Origin of the sequence: Acuticoccus kalidii (assembly GCF_021556395.1) — a bacterium.
Lineage (GTDB): Bacteria > Pseudomonadota > Alphaproteobacteria > Rhizobiales > Amorphaceae > Acuticoccus > Acuticoccus kalidii.
Map to the genome: position 1 here is coordinate 165,478 of NZ_JAKGCS010000015.1, position 14,180 is coordinate 179,657.

A 14,180-nucleotide genomic window follows, 5' to 3' on the forward strand; every position below is an offset into this window, starting at 1 on the left:
GTCAGTGGGCGGCTGCGCCGGCGCCCCAGACGTAGATGCAGATGAAGAGGAACAGCCAGACGACATCGACGAAGTGCCAATACCAGGCCGCCGCCTCGAAGCCGAAATGACGCTGCGGGGTGAAATGCCCCTTCATCGCACGCACGAGGCAGACGAGCAGGAACACCGTGCCGACGAACACATGGAAGCCGTGGAAGCCGGTCGCCATGAAGAAGGTCGCGCCGTAGATGTTGCCGCTGAAGCCGAACGCCGCGTGCGAGTACTCGTAGATCTGCACCACGGAGAAGAGCGCGCCGAGCAGCACCGTGAGGAGAAGCCCCCAACGCAGGCCTTCTTTGTCGTCCTCGAGCAGCGCATGGTGCGCCCACGTGACCGTGGTGCCCGAGAGCAGGAGGATCATCGTGTTGAAGAGCGGCAGATGCCAGGGATCGAAGGTCTCGATCGAGGTCGGCGGCCAGATCCCGCCGGTCTCTTCGAGACGCAGGGGCTGATTGATCGCCGAGGGGAAGAGCGCGACGTCGAAATAGGCCCAGAACCAGGCGACGAAGAACATCACCTCGGAGGCGATGAACAGCAGCATCCCGTAGCGCAGGTGCAGCTTCACCACCGGGGTATGATCGCCGTGCAGCGATTCCTTGGTGGTGGCGGCCCACCAGCCGGCCATGGTTCCGAGCACGATGGCGAGCCCGACCGCAAACAGGCCCCAACCGGCGATATCGACGCCGGCAAGGACGAGCTGTTCGCCCTTGTTCCAGCGCATCATCCCCACGGCGCCGACCGCCATGACGAAGGCGCCGAGTGACCCCGTAACCGGCCACGGGCTGGGATCGAGAATGTGATAGTCGTGGTTGGGCTTCGTTGCGCCTGCCATCATTCTTCCTTTGCCGGCCAGACGACAGCGGCCGGTCGTGCTGTCTATCCGGGGCAGGGCCCCGTCCCTGGATACCGGGGCTAAGCCCCGCCTCGCAATCGGGGCTTAGCCCCGACAAAATCGAACGGGAGCGAAGTCCCGAAAAGCCAATCGGGGTGTCCCCCGAAACCAATCCGGGCGTCCCCCGGAAAGCCACCCGAAGCGTGCCCCGGACATTCGACCGGACGCGCCCCGAACCTCGAACGGGGCGTGCCCCGTAACTCGAACGGCGCCGTCCCCGCATTCGTCCGGGACGCCGCGGCGCTCGGGCCGTTTCGCCCCGTCATCCGGCGAGGGCGATCACCCTGCGGATGATGGGACGATCACCCCGGCTCCGTCCAGGCCTTTCGGCCCTGTTCGGAGTGTTGCCCCGTCTCGTCAGGCCCACCGGCCGCCAACCGTTGTGGCACGCGATCGGTGAACAGTCGATCAAAAGTACCCGTCCGCCGAACGGCTTCCGGCTCAGCCTTCGCCGCCGACTCCCGAACCGCCGCCGACATGCGGAAAATAGGTGTAGGACAGTGTAATCACCCCGAGCCCGCGCGTATCGCGGTCGTCGACGAAGGCCGGATCGACATAGAAGACGACCGGAACTTCCAGACGCTCACCCGGCGCCAGCGGCTGGGCGTCGAAGCAGAAACACTGAATTTTCGTAAAGTAGCCACCGGTTTGCGGCGGCGTGACGTTGTACACCGAGTTTCCCACCGTCGGCTTGTCCGAGAGGTTCTCGATGATGAACGTCGCCTCCGCGATCTCGCCGACGCGGACGAGCATCGTCGGCTCCTTGGCCCGGAAGGTCCAGGGCAGGCCGTTGGCGATGTTGGTGTCGAAGCGGATGGTGAGCTGGCGGTCGAGCACCTTGATCGCCGGCAGCTTTTCAGCCTGCGCAACGAGGGGCGTGCCGCCGAATCCCGTCACCCGGCAGAAGAGATTGTAAAGCGGGACCGACGCATAGGCCGCACCGACCATGATCGCGACCAGACCGGCGCAAGTCAGAGCCACCATGCCATGGCGGCCGAAGCGCGACGTGCGGGGCGGCGTCTCGCTCATGTGTGCGTCCCCCCGGAGCCGCCGAGCTGGATGATCGTGATGACGTAAAACAGCACCACCATCCCGATGAGGACGAGCGCGATCGCGATCGACCGGCTGCGGCGACGGCGCCCCACCTGCGCACTGGCTTCGGCGGAGAGGAAGTCCGGTTGCGGCGCGATGGGCTCGCCGGTCTCGGTCTCGTTGGTCGTCGGCCCGGCCATCAGAGCATCACCATGAGGGCGCGGTCGGCGAGCAGCGCACCGAACAGGGCGAAGAGATAGACGATCGACACACCGAAGAGGCGGCCGGCGTCCCCCCGCTCGCTCGCATCGTCGGACTTGCGCAGGATGAGCGCGCGCTGGACGAGCCAGGCGCCGAGGCCCACCGCGACGACCGCATAGAAGAGGCCCGCATAGCCGAGAACCGTCGGCAGGATGCCGGAGATCGCGGTGAGCACGGCATAAAGCAGGATCTGCGCCCGGGTCGCCGCCTTGCTGGCCACGACCGGCAGCATCGGCACGCCCGCGCGGGCATAGTCATCGCGCTTCAGGATCGCGAGGGCCCAGAAATGCGCCGGCGTCCACAGGAAGATGATGACGAACAGAATGATCGGCTCCAGCGCGACCGACCCCGTCACCGCCGCCCAGGCGACGACCGGGGGGAGCGCGCCCGCGGCGCCGCCGATCACGATATTCTGCGGCGTCCGGCGCTTCAGCCAGAGCGTATAGATGCCGATATAAAAACCGATGGTCACGGTGAGGAGCGCCGCGGCGGTCCAGTTGGAGGCCATGCCGAGGACGACGACCGAGCCGAGCGCCAGCATCCCGCCGAAGGACAGCGCCGCATCGCGCGACACGCGGCCGGACGGCACGGGCCGCAGGGCGGTGCGCGACATCACCGAATCGATGTCCGAATCAAAGCCCATATTGAGCGCGCCGGAGGCACCCGCGCCGACCGCGATCGCGAACAGGGAGATCGCCGCGAGAACGGGGTGAACCGAACCCGGGGCGAGGACCATGCCGACGAACGCGGTGAACACCACGAGCGACATCACACGCGGCTTCAGGAGCTCGACGAAATCGTTCGGGCTCGCCTCGGAGAGGACGATGGCGGCTGCCTCGCTGTCCCGGATCGTCATTTCGTCGCCCGCTCCTTTACGCACTGGGCGGCGGGCCCCGCCGCCGCTCTGTCTCTATAGTAATTCAGAACTCGGCTTGGAACCCGTCCGGCTCCAAGCAGCGGAACGAGGCGAGCAAACCCGCCTCGTCGAACGCTGATCGGCAGCAAGACCGGGACGAACCCGGCCTGCGCAATGTCGTCGCGGGATTAGCGGATCCGCGGCAACGTCTCGAACTGGTGGTAGGGCGGCGGGGAGGACAGCGTCCACTCGAGCGTGGTCGCGCCGGGGCCCCACGGGTTCGCCGCCGCCTTGCGGTGCTTCAGAACCGCATCGACGATCACCCAGATGAACACGAGCATCGAAACGGCGGTGATGTAGGCGCCGATCGAGGACACGAGGTTCCACCCGGCGAACGCGTCCGGATAGTCGACATAGCGGCGCGGCATGCCCTGCTGGCCGAGGAAGTGGTGCGGGAAGAAGATCACGTTCACGCCCACGAACATCAGCCAGAAATGGATGTTGCCCAGACGCTCGGAGTACATGAGGCCGAACATCTTCGGGAACCAGTAGTACCAGCCGGCGAAGATCGCGAACACGGCCCCCATCGACAGCACATAGTGGAAGTGCGCGACGACGTAATAGGTGTCGTGGAAGGCCTGATCGAGGCCGGAATTGGCGAGCTGCACGCCCGTCACGCCACCGAGCGTGAACAGGAAGATGAACCCGATCGCCCACAGCATCGGCGTGCGGAACTCGATCGCCCCGCCCCACATGGTCGCGATCCACGAGAAGATCTTGATGCCCGTTGGCACGGCGATCACCAACGTCGCGAAGACGAAATAGGCCTGCGTGTTGGACGACAACCCGACCGTATACATGTGGTGCGCCCACACGACGAAGCCGACGACACCGATCGCGACCATGGCGTAGGCCATGCCGAGATAGCCGAAAATGGGCTTCTTCGAGAAGGTCGACACGATGTGGCTGATGATGCCGAAGCCCGGCAGAATCAGGATGTACACCTCGGGATGGCCGAAGAACCAGAACAGGTGCTGATAGAGGATCGGATCACCACCGCCGGCGGGCGAGAAGAAGGTCGTTCCGAAATTGCGGTCCGTGAGCAGCATCGTGATCGCGCCGGCGAGGACCGGGAGCGACAGAAGGAGCAGGAACGCCGTCACGAGCACCGACCAGGCGAACAGCGGCATCTTGTGCAGCGTCATGCCGGGGGCGCGCATGTTGAGGATGGTGGTGATGAAGTTGATCGCGCCGAGGATCGACGAGGCACCGGCGATGTGGAGCGACAGAATCAAGAAGTCGAGCGCGGGGCCGGGATTGCCGGTGGTCGACAGAGGCGGATAGATCGTCCACCCGCCGCCGAAACCGTAGGCGCCCGGCGAACCCGGAACGAAGAGCGAGATGATCAGGAGCAACACCGACGCCGGCAGAAGCCAGAACGAGATGTTGTTCATCCGCGGGAACGCCATGTCCGGCGCGCCGATCATGATCGGCACGAACCAGTTGCCGAAGCCGCCGATCATCGCCGGCATCACCATGAAGAAGATCATGATCAGGCCGTGCGAGGACGTGATGACGTTGTAGACCTCGGGGTTGGCGAAAATCTGCATCCCCGGCTCTTGCAGCTCAAGACGCATCACGAACGATAGCGCGCCGCCAAAGAAGCCCATCAGGATCGCAAAGATCAGGTACATCGTACCGATGTCTTTGTGGTTGGTCGAAAACAACCAGCGCCGCCAGCCTGTGGGATGATCGTGCGCGTGGTCCGCTGCCGCGTGCGCCATCGGTTTCTCCGCTCTCATGGCTCCGATCGGTGCGGAGCCGTTCACATTCTTATCGTCGATGTTCGCGCCGTGCCGCCGACCGGCTTGGCGCGAACGAATGGGCTCAGTTGGTCGTCGCGAGGCTCGCCACGGCGGGCTCGCTCGATTCGGCCTGCCAGGTCAGCAGCATGTCGTTCGCCGCGTCGAGATCTTCCTTCGCGGCGGTCGACCACTCCTCGAAGCGCTCGGGGGTCACGATGTGGACCTCGATCGGCATGAAGGCGTGCTGACGGCCGCACAGCTCGGAGCACTGACCATAATAGACGCCGGGCTCGCCCGCCTTGAACCAGGTTTCATTGAGGCGCCCCGGAATCGCGTCGCGCTTGATGCCGAAGGACGGCACGGTCCACGCGTGGTTCACGTCGAGCGAGGTCACGAGCACCTGCACCGTGGCACCGGCCGGGGCCACGATCGGATAGTCGACCGCGAGGAGACGCGGGACGTCGTGCACGTTCATCCCGTACTGCTCCATCCGCTCCGACCGCTGGTCGTCGTCGAGCATGTACGAGGTGATCTTGATGTCCTCCATGCCCGGATCGACATATTCGTAATTCCAGTACCACTGGCCGCCGATCGCCTTGATCGTCAGGTCGGGGGTCGGAATCGTCGTCTGCGCGAAGAGGAGACGGAAGGACGGGAAGGCGATCATCACGAGGATGAGGACCGGGACGATCGTCCACACCACCTCGATCACCGTGTTGTGCGCGGTCGAGCTCGCCTTCGGGTTGGAGCGGTGATTGTAGCGCACGATCACCCACAGAAGCAGGCCGAGCACGAAGATCACGATGGCCGTGATAATCCACAGCGTATAGCGCTCGAACCAGAAGACCTGCTCAGCGAGGCCGGTCGCCGCCGCTTGCATGCCGATTCCCCACGGCTCGGGCTGCGCAGCCTCGGCCACCGTCAGCAATCCCAGGAGAGCCGACAGCATCACCGTGCCCAGAAGCCCGCCTTTTGCAAGCGCTCGTCTCATTCCTCGCCCCATCTCAACGTGTCGCATATGCATTGCGCACGGACCGTTGTCTCTCACGAATTTCGGTACGTCCTGAACTTAGCGGCAGAACGAACCCACGTCCACAGACCGATCCGACGACGGCGAACCGCAATTCGCCGCAACGAACTCCATATCCCTCTCGCTTCGACGATGCTACCGCCAACGCATCATCAGGGGCTGGGCAAACCAGCCTCGGGACGGGGCCGAAGCGTTGCGCGTGGAGAATTGGTCACACTACGCTCTTTCATTCCGGTGCCGGACGGTATTGTCTCAGCAGGCCAGGCACGGACGCCTCGCATCGCCGTCACCGCCGCGGATCCCTGACCCCCGCGGCGAGCTGTGCTAGGTGAAGCGCCTCCGCCGAAGGATTGCCACGATGTCGCGTACCCTCTTGAGTGTTTTGACCGGCCTTCTCGCCTTTCTCGGCGCCCTCGCGGCACCGAGCGATGCTGAGGCGCAAGGCCGCATCGTCGCCCGCCATGGCGACTGGCAGATCCGTTGCGAGCGCCCGGTCGGCGCGCCCAGCGAGCAATGCGCCCTCGTCCAGAATGTCGAGGCGCAGGACCGCGCGAATGTCGGCCTGACCGTCATTTTTCTCCACACCGCGGACCGGCAGGCGCGCATCCTGCGCGTGCTCGCCCCGCTCGGCGTGCTCCTCCCCTCCGGTCTCGGCCTCTCGATCGACAACAACGAAGTCGGCCTCGCGGGCTTCGTGCGCTGCCTGCCGGAGGGCTGCATCGCCGAGGTCGAACTCGATGACGGCCTGATGGAGCGATTCGCCGCCGGCAACACGGCGACCTTCGTCATCTTCCAGACCCCCGAAGAGGGGATCGGCGTCCCGATTTCCCTCAACGGCTTTTCCGATGGTTTCGCGGCGCTCGACAATCCGCCCCCCGCCCCGGAGGACGGCGCGATCGAGGATGCGAACGAGCCGATCGAAACCAACACCGAAGTCGTCGCCGCTCCCGCCTCCGGCGCCAACGCGGCCGCCCCGACGAGCTTTTCGATCCCGCCCGACGATCGGACCGAGCTCGACCGCCTCCTCGAGGACGACCTTCTTCCCTATGTCGCAGGCGCCATCGCCGCGGCGATCGTCCTCCTCGCCGTCATTATTCTCCTGATCATCCGCGCCGGACGCCGGCGCCGCCGTCGCCGTGCCGAAGCGCGGGCGGAGGCCGAAGCCGAGGCGCAGGCCGCGGCGGAGGCCGAACTCTATGCCGAGGAGGATGACGACGCCGACGATGACGACGAGCCCGCGAGCCGCCGCATGATCTCAGGCCGTCGCGAGCCGCCACGTCTTGCTGGACCGGGCCCGCAACGCCAACTCCCCAAAGCGCCGCCGCAACAGCGCGGCGAACGGCAGGGCCCGAAACCGGGCCGGCCGTCCAACGGACCGCGGTCGCCGGGCGCTCCCCGTCCGCCGCGCTCGTCGTGAGGAGATGCAGCTATGAGTGAGGATCTGTTCGAGCGGCACGGGCTCGATGCCGCGCGCGCCGGCGGGATCGTCGACGACGCGCTGAACGGTTCGGACGATGGCGAGCTCTTCGTCGAGCACCGCACCAGCGAAAGCCTCGTCTTCGACGATGGACGGCTGAAATCCGCCGCCTTCGACGTCTCGGACGGCTTCGGGTTGCGCGCCGTCGCGGGTGAAGCGGTCGCCGTCGCGCACGCCTCGGACGTCTCGGAAGGGGCACTGCGCCGCGCCGCCGACGCCGTTTCGATCGTCGGACGCGGGCGCGAAGGCAATGTCGACGTCGCGCCGCAGGGGACGAACCGCCGGCTTTATGGCGATATCGACCCGATCGCGGCGCCCGCCTTCGCCGACAAGGCCGCCCTCCTCGCCACGATGGATGCCTATGCCCGCGCCAAGGATCCGCGGGTGCGCCAGGTGTCGATCTCGCTCAACGCCGAGCGGCAGATCGTCAACATCCTGCGCGCCGGCGGCCAGCGCCTCGACGATATCCGCCCGCTGGTGCGCTTCACCGTGAGCGTCATGGTCGCCGACGGCGATCGGCGCGAAACCGGCAGCTACGGGGCCGGTGGGCGCGAGCCCTATGCCCGCTTCATCGCGGACGGCACATGGCAGGCGGCGGTGGACGAGGCGCTTCGTCGCGCTCTCGTCAATCTCGACGCCGCGCCCGCCCCGGCCGGCACGTTCGACGTCGTGCTCGGTCCGGGCTGGCCCGGCATTCTCCTTCACGAGGCCGTCGGTCATGGCCTCGAAGGTGACTTCAACCGCCGCAAGACGAGCGCTTTTGCCGGGCTGATGGGCGAACGCGTCGCCTCCCCCGGCGTCACCGTCGTCGACGACGGCACCCACCCGGACCGGCGCGGCTCCCTCTCGATCGACGACGAGGGAACGCCGAGCCACGAGACCGTCCTCATCGAAGACGGCCGCCTCGTCGGCTACATGCAGGACCGGCAGAACGCCCGCCTCATGGGCATGGTCCCGACCGGCAACGGCCGGCGCCAGTCCTACGCCCACACCATCATGCCGCGCATGACCAACACGATCATGCGCGGAGGCAATGCCGACCCCGAGGAGATCCGCGCCGGCGTCAAAGACGGGCTCTATATGGTGTCGTTCGGCGGCGGGCAGGTCGACATCACGAGCGGCAAGTTCGTGTTCTCCTCGACCGAGGCCTATCGCCTGCGCGACGGCAAGATCTGCGAGCCTGTGCGCGGCGCGATGCTCATCGGCAACGGCCCCGACGCCTTGACGCGGATCACGGCCGTCGGCAACGACATGGCGCTCGACCACGGGATCGGCACCTGCGGCAAGCAGGGCCAATGGGTTCCGGTCGGTGTCGGGCAGCCGACGATCCGCATCAACGCAATGACCGTCGGCGGAACAGAAACGTAAACGAACAGCCGAGAGGACCGACCCGTGACGACCGATACCCCGACCATCGCCACCCTTCGCGACGATCTCGCCACCGCGTTCCGCGTGGCCGCGCACATGGACCTCAATGAGGGCATCTGCAACCACTTCTCGGTTGTCGTTCCGGGCGATGAAGAGCGCTATCTGATCAACCCCTACGGCATCCACTGGTCCGAGATGCGGCCCGAGGATCTTCTGCTGATCGATGGCGACGGCCAGGTGATCGAGGGTGACGGCGAGGTCGAGGCGACGGCGCGGTTCATCCACGTCGCGGCGCACCGGGCCAATCCGCGCCACGCCGCCGTCCTCCACACCCATATGCCGCACTGCACCGCCCTCACCATGGTCGAGGGTGGCCGGCTCGAGATGGCCCACCAGACCGCGTGCCGCTATCACGACCGCCTCGTCTATATCGAGGAATTCGGCGGCCTCGCGCTCGACGAGGACGAAGGTGAAGCGCTCGCGACCAGCGCCAAGCAGGAAACGCACGCCGACGTTTTCTTCCTCGCCCATCATGGCGTCACCGTGTGCGGCGGGTCGGTGGCGGAAGCCTTCGACGATCTCTATTATCTGGAGCGTGCGGCGCGTCAGCAGATCCTGGCGCAATCCACCGGGCTCAAACTGCGGATCATGTCGGCCGACCAGGTGGAGCACACCGCGCGGCAGATGCGCCAGGTCATGAAGGTCCAGGCGGAAGAGCATTTCGAGGTCCTGAAGCGCCTCCACCCCGTACCGGCGAAACCCCAATGATGAATCGACACGAAATGGCAGGACGACCCGGAGGGGAAGCCAAAGTGCGCTTCCTCGATGCCGACTTCCAAGTCACCTCGCCCGGCACCTTCGTGCGCTGCGCGGTGACGGGCAAACCCATCCCCCTCGCCGAGCTTCGCTATTGGGATGTCGACACCCAGGAGGCTTACATCGATGCGAACGCCGCCTACGAAGCGTTCAAGGCGCATCAGGCGAAGGGCTGAGGCCGTGCGATACGGGCCTCCGCCTTCGACGGGCGCCCGTACGCGATTCCACCAAAGCCCGGCCCGACGCGGCCGCCACGGAGGCGCCGGCCAACTGGCGCGCCCTTCCCCGGGGCGCGGCTCCTCCACCTAATCGCGGAGGCAAAGGCGACGCGCCGCCGGCGTCTCCCCCTCCGCCCCACGCGGCCGATCGGCCCCGCCGGCGGCGACCACCGCAGCCATCACCATTGTGCATCATCGTGGATCGACGCCGCGAGCGGCGGCCGATTGCATTTTTGCCCCCTGCCCGGCGCGGCACGCGTGCATCACGATCGATTTCACGCTATGGGTTGTCCACCGGCCTTGCGGTGCCGTGCCCTGCCCGCCCTGACCTCTTTCACCGACGTCAGACGCCAAGTCGAGCGAGCCATCCGTGCGACCGGACCTCCGTTGAACCGATAATGCCGGCGATCCGGAGCCACCTCGCACCGGACTCGCCCCACCGCATGCTCGCGATCGATCAACGCTCGGCCCTCATCCTTCTCCTCGTCGCATCCACACTCGGCGTCATGGCCGGGCCGATGGTGATGCCCGTCATCGAGATCCTGCGCGCCGATCTCGGCCTGACCGGAACGGAGGCGGGCCTCATCGTGACGGTGCACGGCCTCGCGATCGCCGTCGTGGGGCCGATCACCGGCGCGGCCGTCGACCGCTTCGGGATCCGCCTTCCCCTCGTGGTCGGCCTCGTGATCTACGGCATTTTCGGCACGGCCGGCGCGATTCTCACCGACTATACCGCGCTGATCGCGAGCCGGATCGTGTTCGGCGTCGGCGCGGCGCTGGTGTTCACCTGCACGACCACCGCGATTCTGACGATGTGGAAAAGCCCGTTGCGCGGCCGTGTCATGGGGTGGCGCACCACGGCGACCAGCGCCGGCGGGGTCGTGTTCCCGCTGTTCGCCGGCACCATCGCGAGCCTCGTGAGCTGGCACGCCGCGTTCGCCGTCTATCTCGTCGGCCTGCCGCTCGCCGTCATCGCGATGCGCGTTTTGCCGAAGCGGCCCGTCCTCGCGCCGAGCCTCGGTGGCAACGGCATCCTGTCGATGCTGCGCAAGCCGTCGCTCCTCGGGGTCTATGGGCTCTTCTTGATGATGGCGGTCCTCGTCTACTCGATCGCCGTCTTCATTCCGCAGCGGCTCGGCGAACTCGGCATCACCTCCCCCATCGCCGCCTCGATCTTCATGGCGGTGATGGCGGGCGCGATGAGCCTCGCCGGCCTCTTCTATGGCCGCCTGCGCCGCATCCTGTCGAAATTCACCATCCTGCGGATCGCCGCGGCCTGCTGGACCGCCGCCTACCTGACGCTCGGCCTGTCGGACTCGATCCCCGTCATGATCCTCGCCACGATGGCGCTCGGCGCCGGCAACGGGCTCGGCTTCTCGACGCTGTCGCTCTTCGTCGGCGATCTCGTCCCCGAGCGGCTTCTGGGGCGCGGCACGGCGCTGTCGGCGACGGTGTTCTTTCTCGGCCAGTTTTTGACACCGCTGCTCCTCGGCCCGGTCATGCACGCGACCTCGATCAACGCCGGTTTCCTCGGCGTCGGCGCGGCGGCTCTCGCGATCTTCGCGGCGCTTTGCCTGATCCGCCCCGCCCCGGAAGTGCGCGGCTGAGGCTCAATCCTGCTCCGCACCGCCCTCCAGGAGCCCCTGATAGCGCGCCGCCGATCGGGCGACGACGCCGTTGCCGTCCGCGAGACATTCGCGCTTCGCGAAGGCGCCATAGATCCGTTCGAAGCGCCATTCGGCGAGGCGATCGGCGATGCGGGCGACCGTCGCCCCGGCGAGCGGCATCATGTTCGGATAGCTGTAGAGAAAGGAGACGCGGTCGCCGCCCGGCGCAACCTGGACGATGTCGCCGCTGAAAAGCGCGCCACCATCGCCATCGTCCGCCAAATGCAGCACCGCACCGCCCGGAAAATGCCCGCCGAGGCGGATCAACGTCGCGCCCTCCGCGATGGGCAGCGCCTCCTCCTCGAAATAGACGATGCGGCCCGACGGGCGCACCACCCACGGCTCGTTCGACCGATGGAGATAGATCGGCGCGCCGAACCGCTCGGCCCAATCCGCCATCGCGGTATAATAATGCGGGTGAGAGACCGCGATCGCGCTCACGCCGCCGAGCGCCGTGACGAGATCGTCCGTCGCCGCGTCGAGCAGGGTGAGGCAGTCCCACAGGACGTTGCCGGATGGGGTGCGAATGAGGAACGCGCGCTGCCCGATCGCGAACGCTGGGCTCGTCCGTATTTCGTAAAGGCCCGGGGCGTGCCGGCGCCAGACATTGCCGTGAGAGGCCGCGAGCGCCTCCGGCGTCGTCCAACTCTGCCCCTCGCGGGGGACGAACTGACGATCGTCCTCGCAGATGAGACAGGCTGTCGGTGGGGCCGGCGCATTCGGAAAGGCCGTGCCACAGGCCCGGCAAATCGACACCGTCATCCCTCACCTCCCGGATCGTGCGCGCGTCGCAGCCTGCGTCCGGCGCGGGTCCCCGTCAATCCAAGCATACGCCGCCGAGGGCGCGCCGTTCGATTGGAAGTGTTCCAGTCCTAAACTGCAACCTATCTTGAATTACTCAAATATTAAAAAGATTACATCCAGTATTCGAAGCATCTTATCAGGAAATCACGGTTGATGCGTTCGATCGCTGCCGATAGGGTGCGCCAAATTGTCAATCACCGTGGATCGGAGAGACCGATGAGAGTTGCGACACTCGCCATCGTCGCATGCTGCGCCGTGGCCGGAAGCGCCGAAGCGCAGTCCGTCGCGCCGGAAAGCATCCTGAAGACCTATGCCGACATCGCCCATGCCGGCTATAGCGATTCCTTGGAGACTGCGAAGGCGCTCGACGCCGCGATCGACTCGCTCCTCGCCAATCCGACCGACGCGACGCTGCTCGCCGCCCGCGCCGCATGGATCCAGGCCCGCGTGCCCTACCAGCAGACCGAGGCCTACCGCTTCGGCAACGCCTATGTCGACGATTGGGAAGGCAAGGTGAACGCCTGGCCGCTCGACGAAGGTCTGATCGACTATGTCGACGCGACCTATGGCACCGAATCGGATTCCAACGCCCTCTACACCGTCAACGTGATCGCCAATCCCGAGATCAGCGTGAACGGCGAGACCGTCGACGCGTCGACCATCACGCCCGAGCTCCTCGGCGAGACGCTGCACGAGGCCGAAGAGGTCGAGGCCAACGTCGCGACCGGCTATCACGCGATCGAGTTCCTCCTCTGGGGCCAGGATCTCAACGGCACCGACGCCGGCGCCGGCAACCGCCCCGCCACCGACTACGACACCGCCAACTGCACCAACGACAATTGCGACCGCCGCGGCGCCTACCTGAAGGCCGCATCGACGCTGCTGATCGCCGATCTCGAGGACATCGTCGCCGCATGGGACGAAGGCGGTGAAGCGCGCGAGACGGTGACGGCCGATCCGCAGGCCGGCCTCTCGGCGATCCTGACCGGGATGGGCTCGCTCTCTTATGGCGAGCAGGCCGGCGAGCGCATGAAGCTCGGCCTCCTCCTCCATGACCCGGAAGAGGAGCACGACTGCTTCTCCGACAACACGCACAACTCGCACTTCTACGACGCGGTCGGCATCCGCAACGTCTATACCGGCCACTATCGCCGGACCGACGGAACGGTCGTCTCCGGCCCGTCGCTCGCCGACCTCGTCGCCGAGAAGGACGCAGCCCTCAACGAGGAGCTGCTCGCCCATCTCGATGCCACGGTCGACGCGATGGCCGTGATGAAGGCGCGCGCCGAAAGCATCGAGGCGTATGACCAGATGATCGGCGAGGGCAATGAAGAGGGCAACGCCGTCGTCCAGGCCGCGATCGACGCGCTGATCGACCAGACGCCGTTCATCGAGCGCGTCGTCGCCACGCTCGACCTCGGCAGCATCGAGATCGAAGGCTCCGACAGCCTCGATTCCCCGGACGCGGTCTTCCAGTAAGCCCGATGGGCGGGGCCGAAGGTCCCGCCCTTTTTGCGCCGGCGCGGCTTTCGCCGGCTCAGGCGTGCGGCGTTGGGCAATTTGCCCAAGCCGAAACCCGCATCGCCGCCAAATGCGAGGTGCCCGCGACAAAACTGTCTGCTATCGCACGGGCGATCGGGCGCCCCGGCTGACGCCGCAGGTCCGCTCCGGCCTCCCACCGGGCGGCGCCGCACCGCCCGACGCCCGAAGGCGATGGCGCGCGGCCGTGGAGTTCGGCAGAGACCGCCCGACCGGACGCGCCCCGAGCGCCGATTTCGCGCCCGAGCGCGGCCATTCTCGCGGTCATCACCGCAATTCGAGTTGGGACTGAGGATCGTGACCAAAGGGAGTTCTTCCCGCAACGCTTCGACGCCGGCGGCGCTCGCCGCGAACGCCCGCCGCCGCCCGCCGCACC

At 66.6% G+C, this 14,180-nt stretch carries 12 protein-coding genes and 1 pseudogene; 6 read left to right on the forward strand and 7 right to left on the reverse strand.

Annotation, left to right across the window (positions count from 1 at the left end):
• Window position 1: 1 nt before the first annotated feature.
• The 6 genes from L1787_RS08780 to coxB form a co-directional block, all read right to left on the reverse strand.
• Window positions 2-871 (reverse strand): cytochrome c oxidase subunit 3, encoded by an 870-nt coding sequence (locus tag L1787_RS08780; RefSeq protein WP_235708407.1) that lies wholly within the window; start codon window positions 869-871, stop codon window positions 2-4.
• 501 nt (window positions 872-1,372) lie between these two features.
• Complete coding sequence (locus L1787_RS08785) at window positions 1,373-1,960, reverse strand: cytochrome c oxidase assembly protein (RefSeq protein WP_235708409.1); 588 nt, start codon at window positions 1,958-1,960, stop codon at window positions 1,373-1,375.
• The gene (locus L1787_RS26260; protein WP_500793365.1) at window positions 1,957-2,076 is read right to left on the reverse strand and encodes a cytochrome c oxidase system small membrane protein; all 120 of its coding nucleotides are present in this window, start codon (window positions 2,074-2,076) and stop codon (window positions 1,957-1,959) included. The genes L1787_RS08785 and L1787_RS26260 overlap by 4 nt, the downstream gene beginning before the upstream one ends.
• Before the next feature lie 86 nt (window positions 2,077-2,162).
• Window positions 2,163-3,080: a heme o synthase gene (locus tag L1787_RS08795; protein ID WP_235708411.1), complete on the reverse strand. Its 918-nt coding sequence runs from the start codon at window positions 3,078-3,080 to the stop codon at window positions 2,163-2,165.
• A 188-nt stretch (window positions 3,081-3,268) separates the two neighbouring features.
• Entirely contained in the window at window positions 3,269-4,864 is a 1,596-nt protein-coding gene (gene ctaD / locus L1787_RS08800; RefSeq protein ID WP_235708413.1) for a cytochrome c oxidase subunit I, read from the reverse strand.
• A gap of 103 nt (window positions 4,865-4,967) precedes the next feature.
• Window positions 4,968-5,876, reverse strand: a complete 909-nt coding sequence (gene coxB, locus L1787_RS08805; RefSeq protein ID WP_235708417.1) for a cytochrome c oxidase subunit II — start codon at window positions 5,874-5,876, stop codon at window positions 4,968-4,970.
• Between the two features lie 397 nt (window positions 5,877-6,273).
• On the opposite strand from coxB, the pseudogene L1787_RS08810 reads away from it, so the two are divergent.
• From L1787_RS08810 to L1787_RS08830, 5 genes and pseudogenes are all read left to right on the forward strand, one after another.
• Window positions 6,274-6,777 (forward strand): annotated as a pseudogene (locus L1787_RS08810) (invasion associated locus B family protein); the annotation flags it as partial.
• A gap of 567 nt (window positions 6,778-7,344) precedes the next feature.
• The gene (locus L1787_RS08815) at window positions 7,345-8,760 is read left to right on the forward strand and encodes a metallopeptidase TldD-related protein (RefSeq protein ID WP_235708418.1); all 1,416 of its coding nucleotides are present in this window, start codon (window positions 7,345-7,347) and stop codon (window positions 8,758-8,760) included.
• A 24-nt stretch (window positions 8,761-8,784) separates the two neighbouring features.
• A complete protein-coding gene (locus L1787_RS08820; protein WP_235708419.1) occupies window positions 8,785-9,528 on the forward strand; it encodes an aldolase in 744 nt (247 codons plus the stop codon).
• Window positions 9,525-9,752 (forward strand): DUF2093 domain-containing protein, encoded by a 228-nt coding sequence (locus L1787_RS08825; RefSeq protein ID WP_235708420.1) that lies wholly within the window; start codon window positions 9,525-9,527, stop codon window positions 9,750-9,752. Before L1787_RS08820 ends, L1787_RS08825 begins: the two co-directional genes overlap by 4 nt.
• Before the next feature lie 485 nt (window positions 9,753-10,237).
• Window positions 10,238-11,401, forward strand: coding sequence for an MFS transporter (locus L1787_RS08830; protein WP_235708421.1), 1,164 nt, complete (start codon window positions 10,238-10,240; stop codon window positions 11,399-11,401).
• A 3-nt stretch (window positions 11,402-11,404) separates the two neighbouring features.
• Here the strand turns inward: L1787_RS08830 and L1787_RS08835 are convergent, their stop codons facing one another.
• Window positions 11,405-12,223 carry an MBL fold metallo-hydrolase gene (locus L1787_RS08835; RefSeq protein ID WP_235708424.1) on the reverse strand — a complete coding sequence of 273 codons (819 nt, stop codon included), beginning with the start codon at window positions 12,221-12,223 and terminating at the stop codon, window positions 11,405-11,407.
• Window positions 12,224-12,481: 258 nt separating this feature from the next.
• Here L1787_RS08835 and L1787_RS08840 point away from each other — a divergent pair, with 258 nt between their 5' ends.
• Complete coding sequence (locus tag L1787_RS08840) at window positions 12,482-13,744, forward strand: imelysin family protein (RefSeq protein ID WP_235708427.1); 1,263 nt, start codon at window positions 12,482-12,484, stop codon at window positions 13,742-13,744.
• Window positions 13,745-14,180 lie beyond the last annotated feature (436 nt).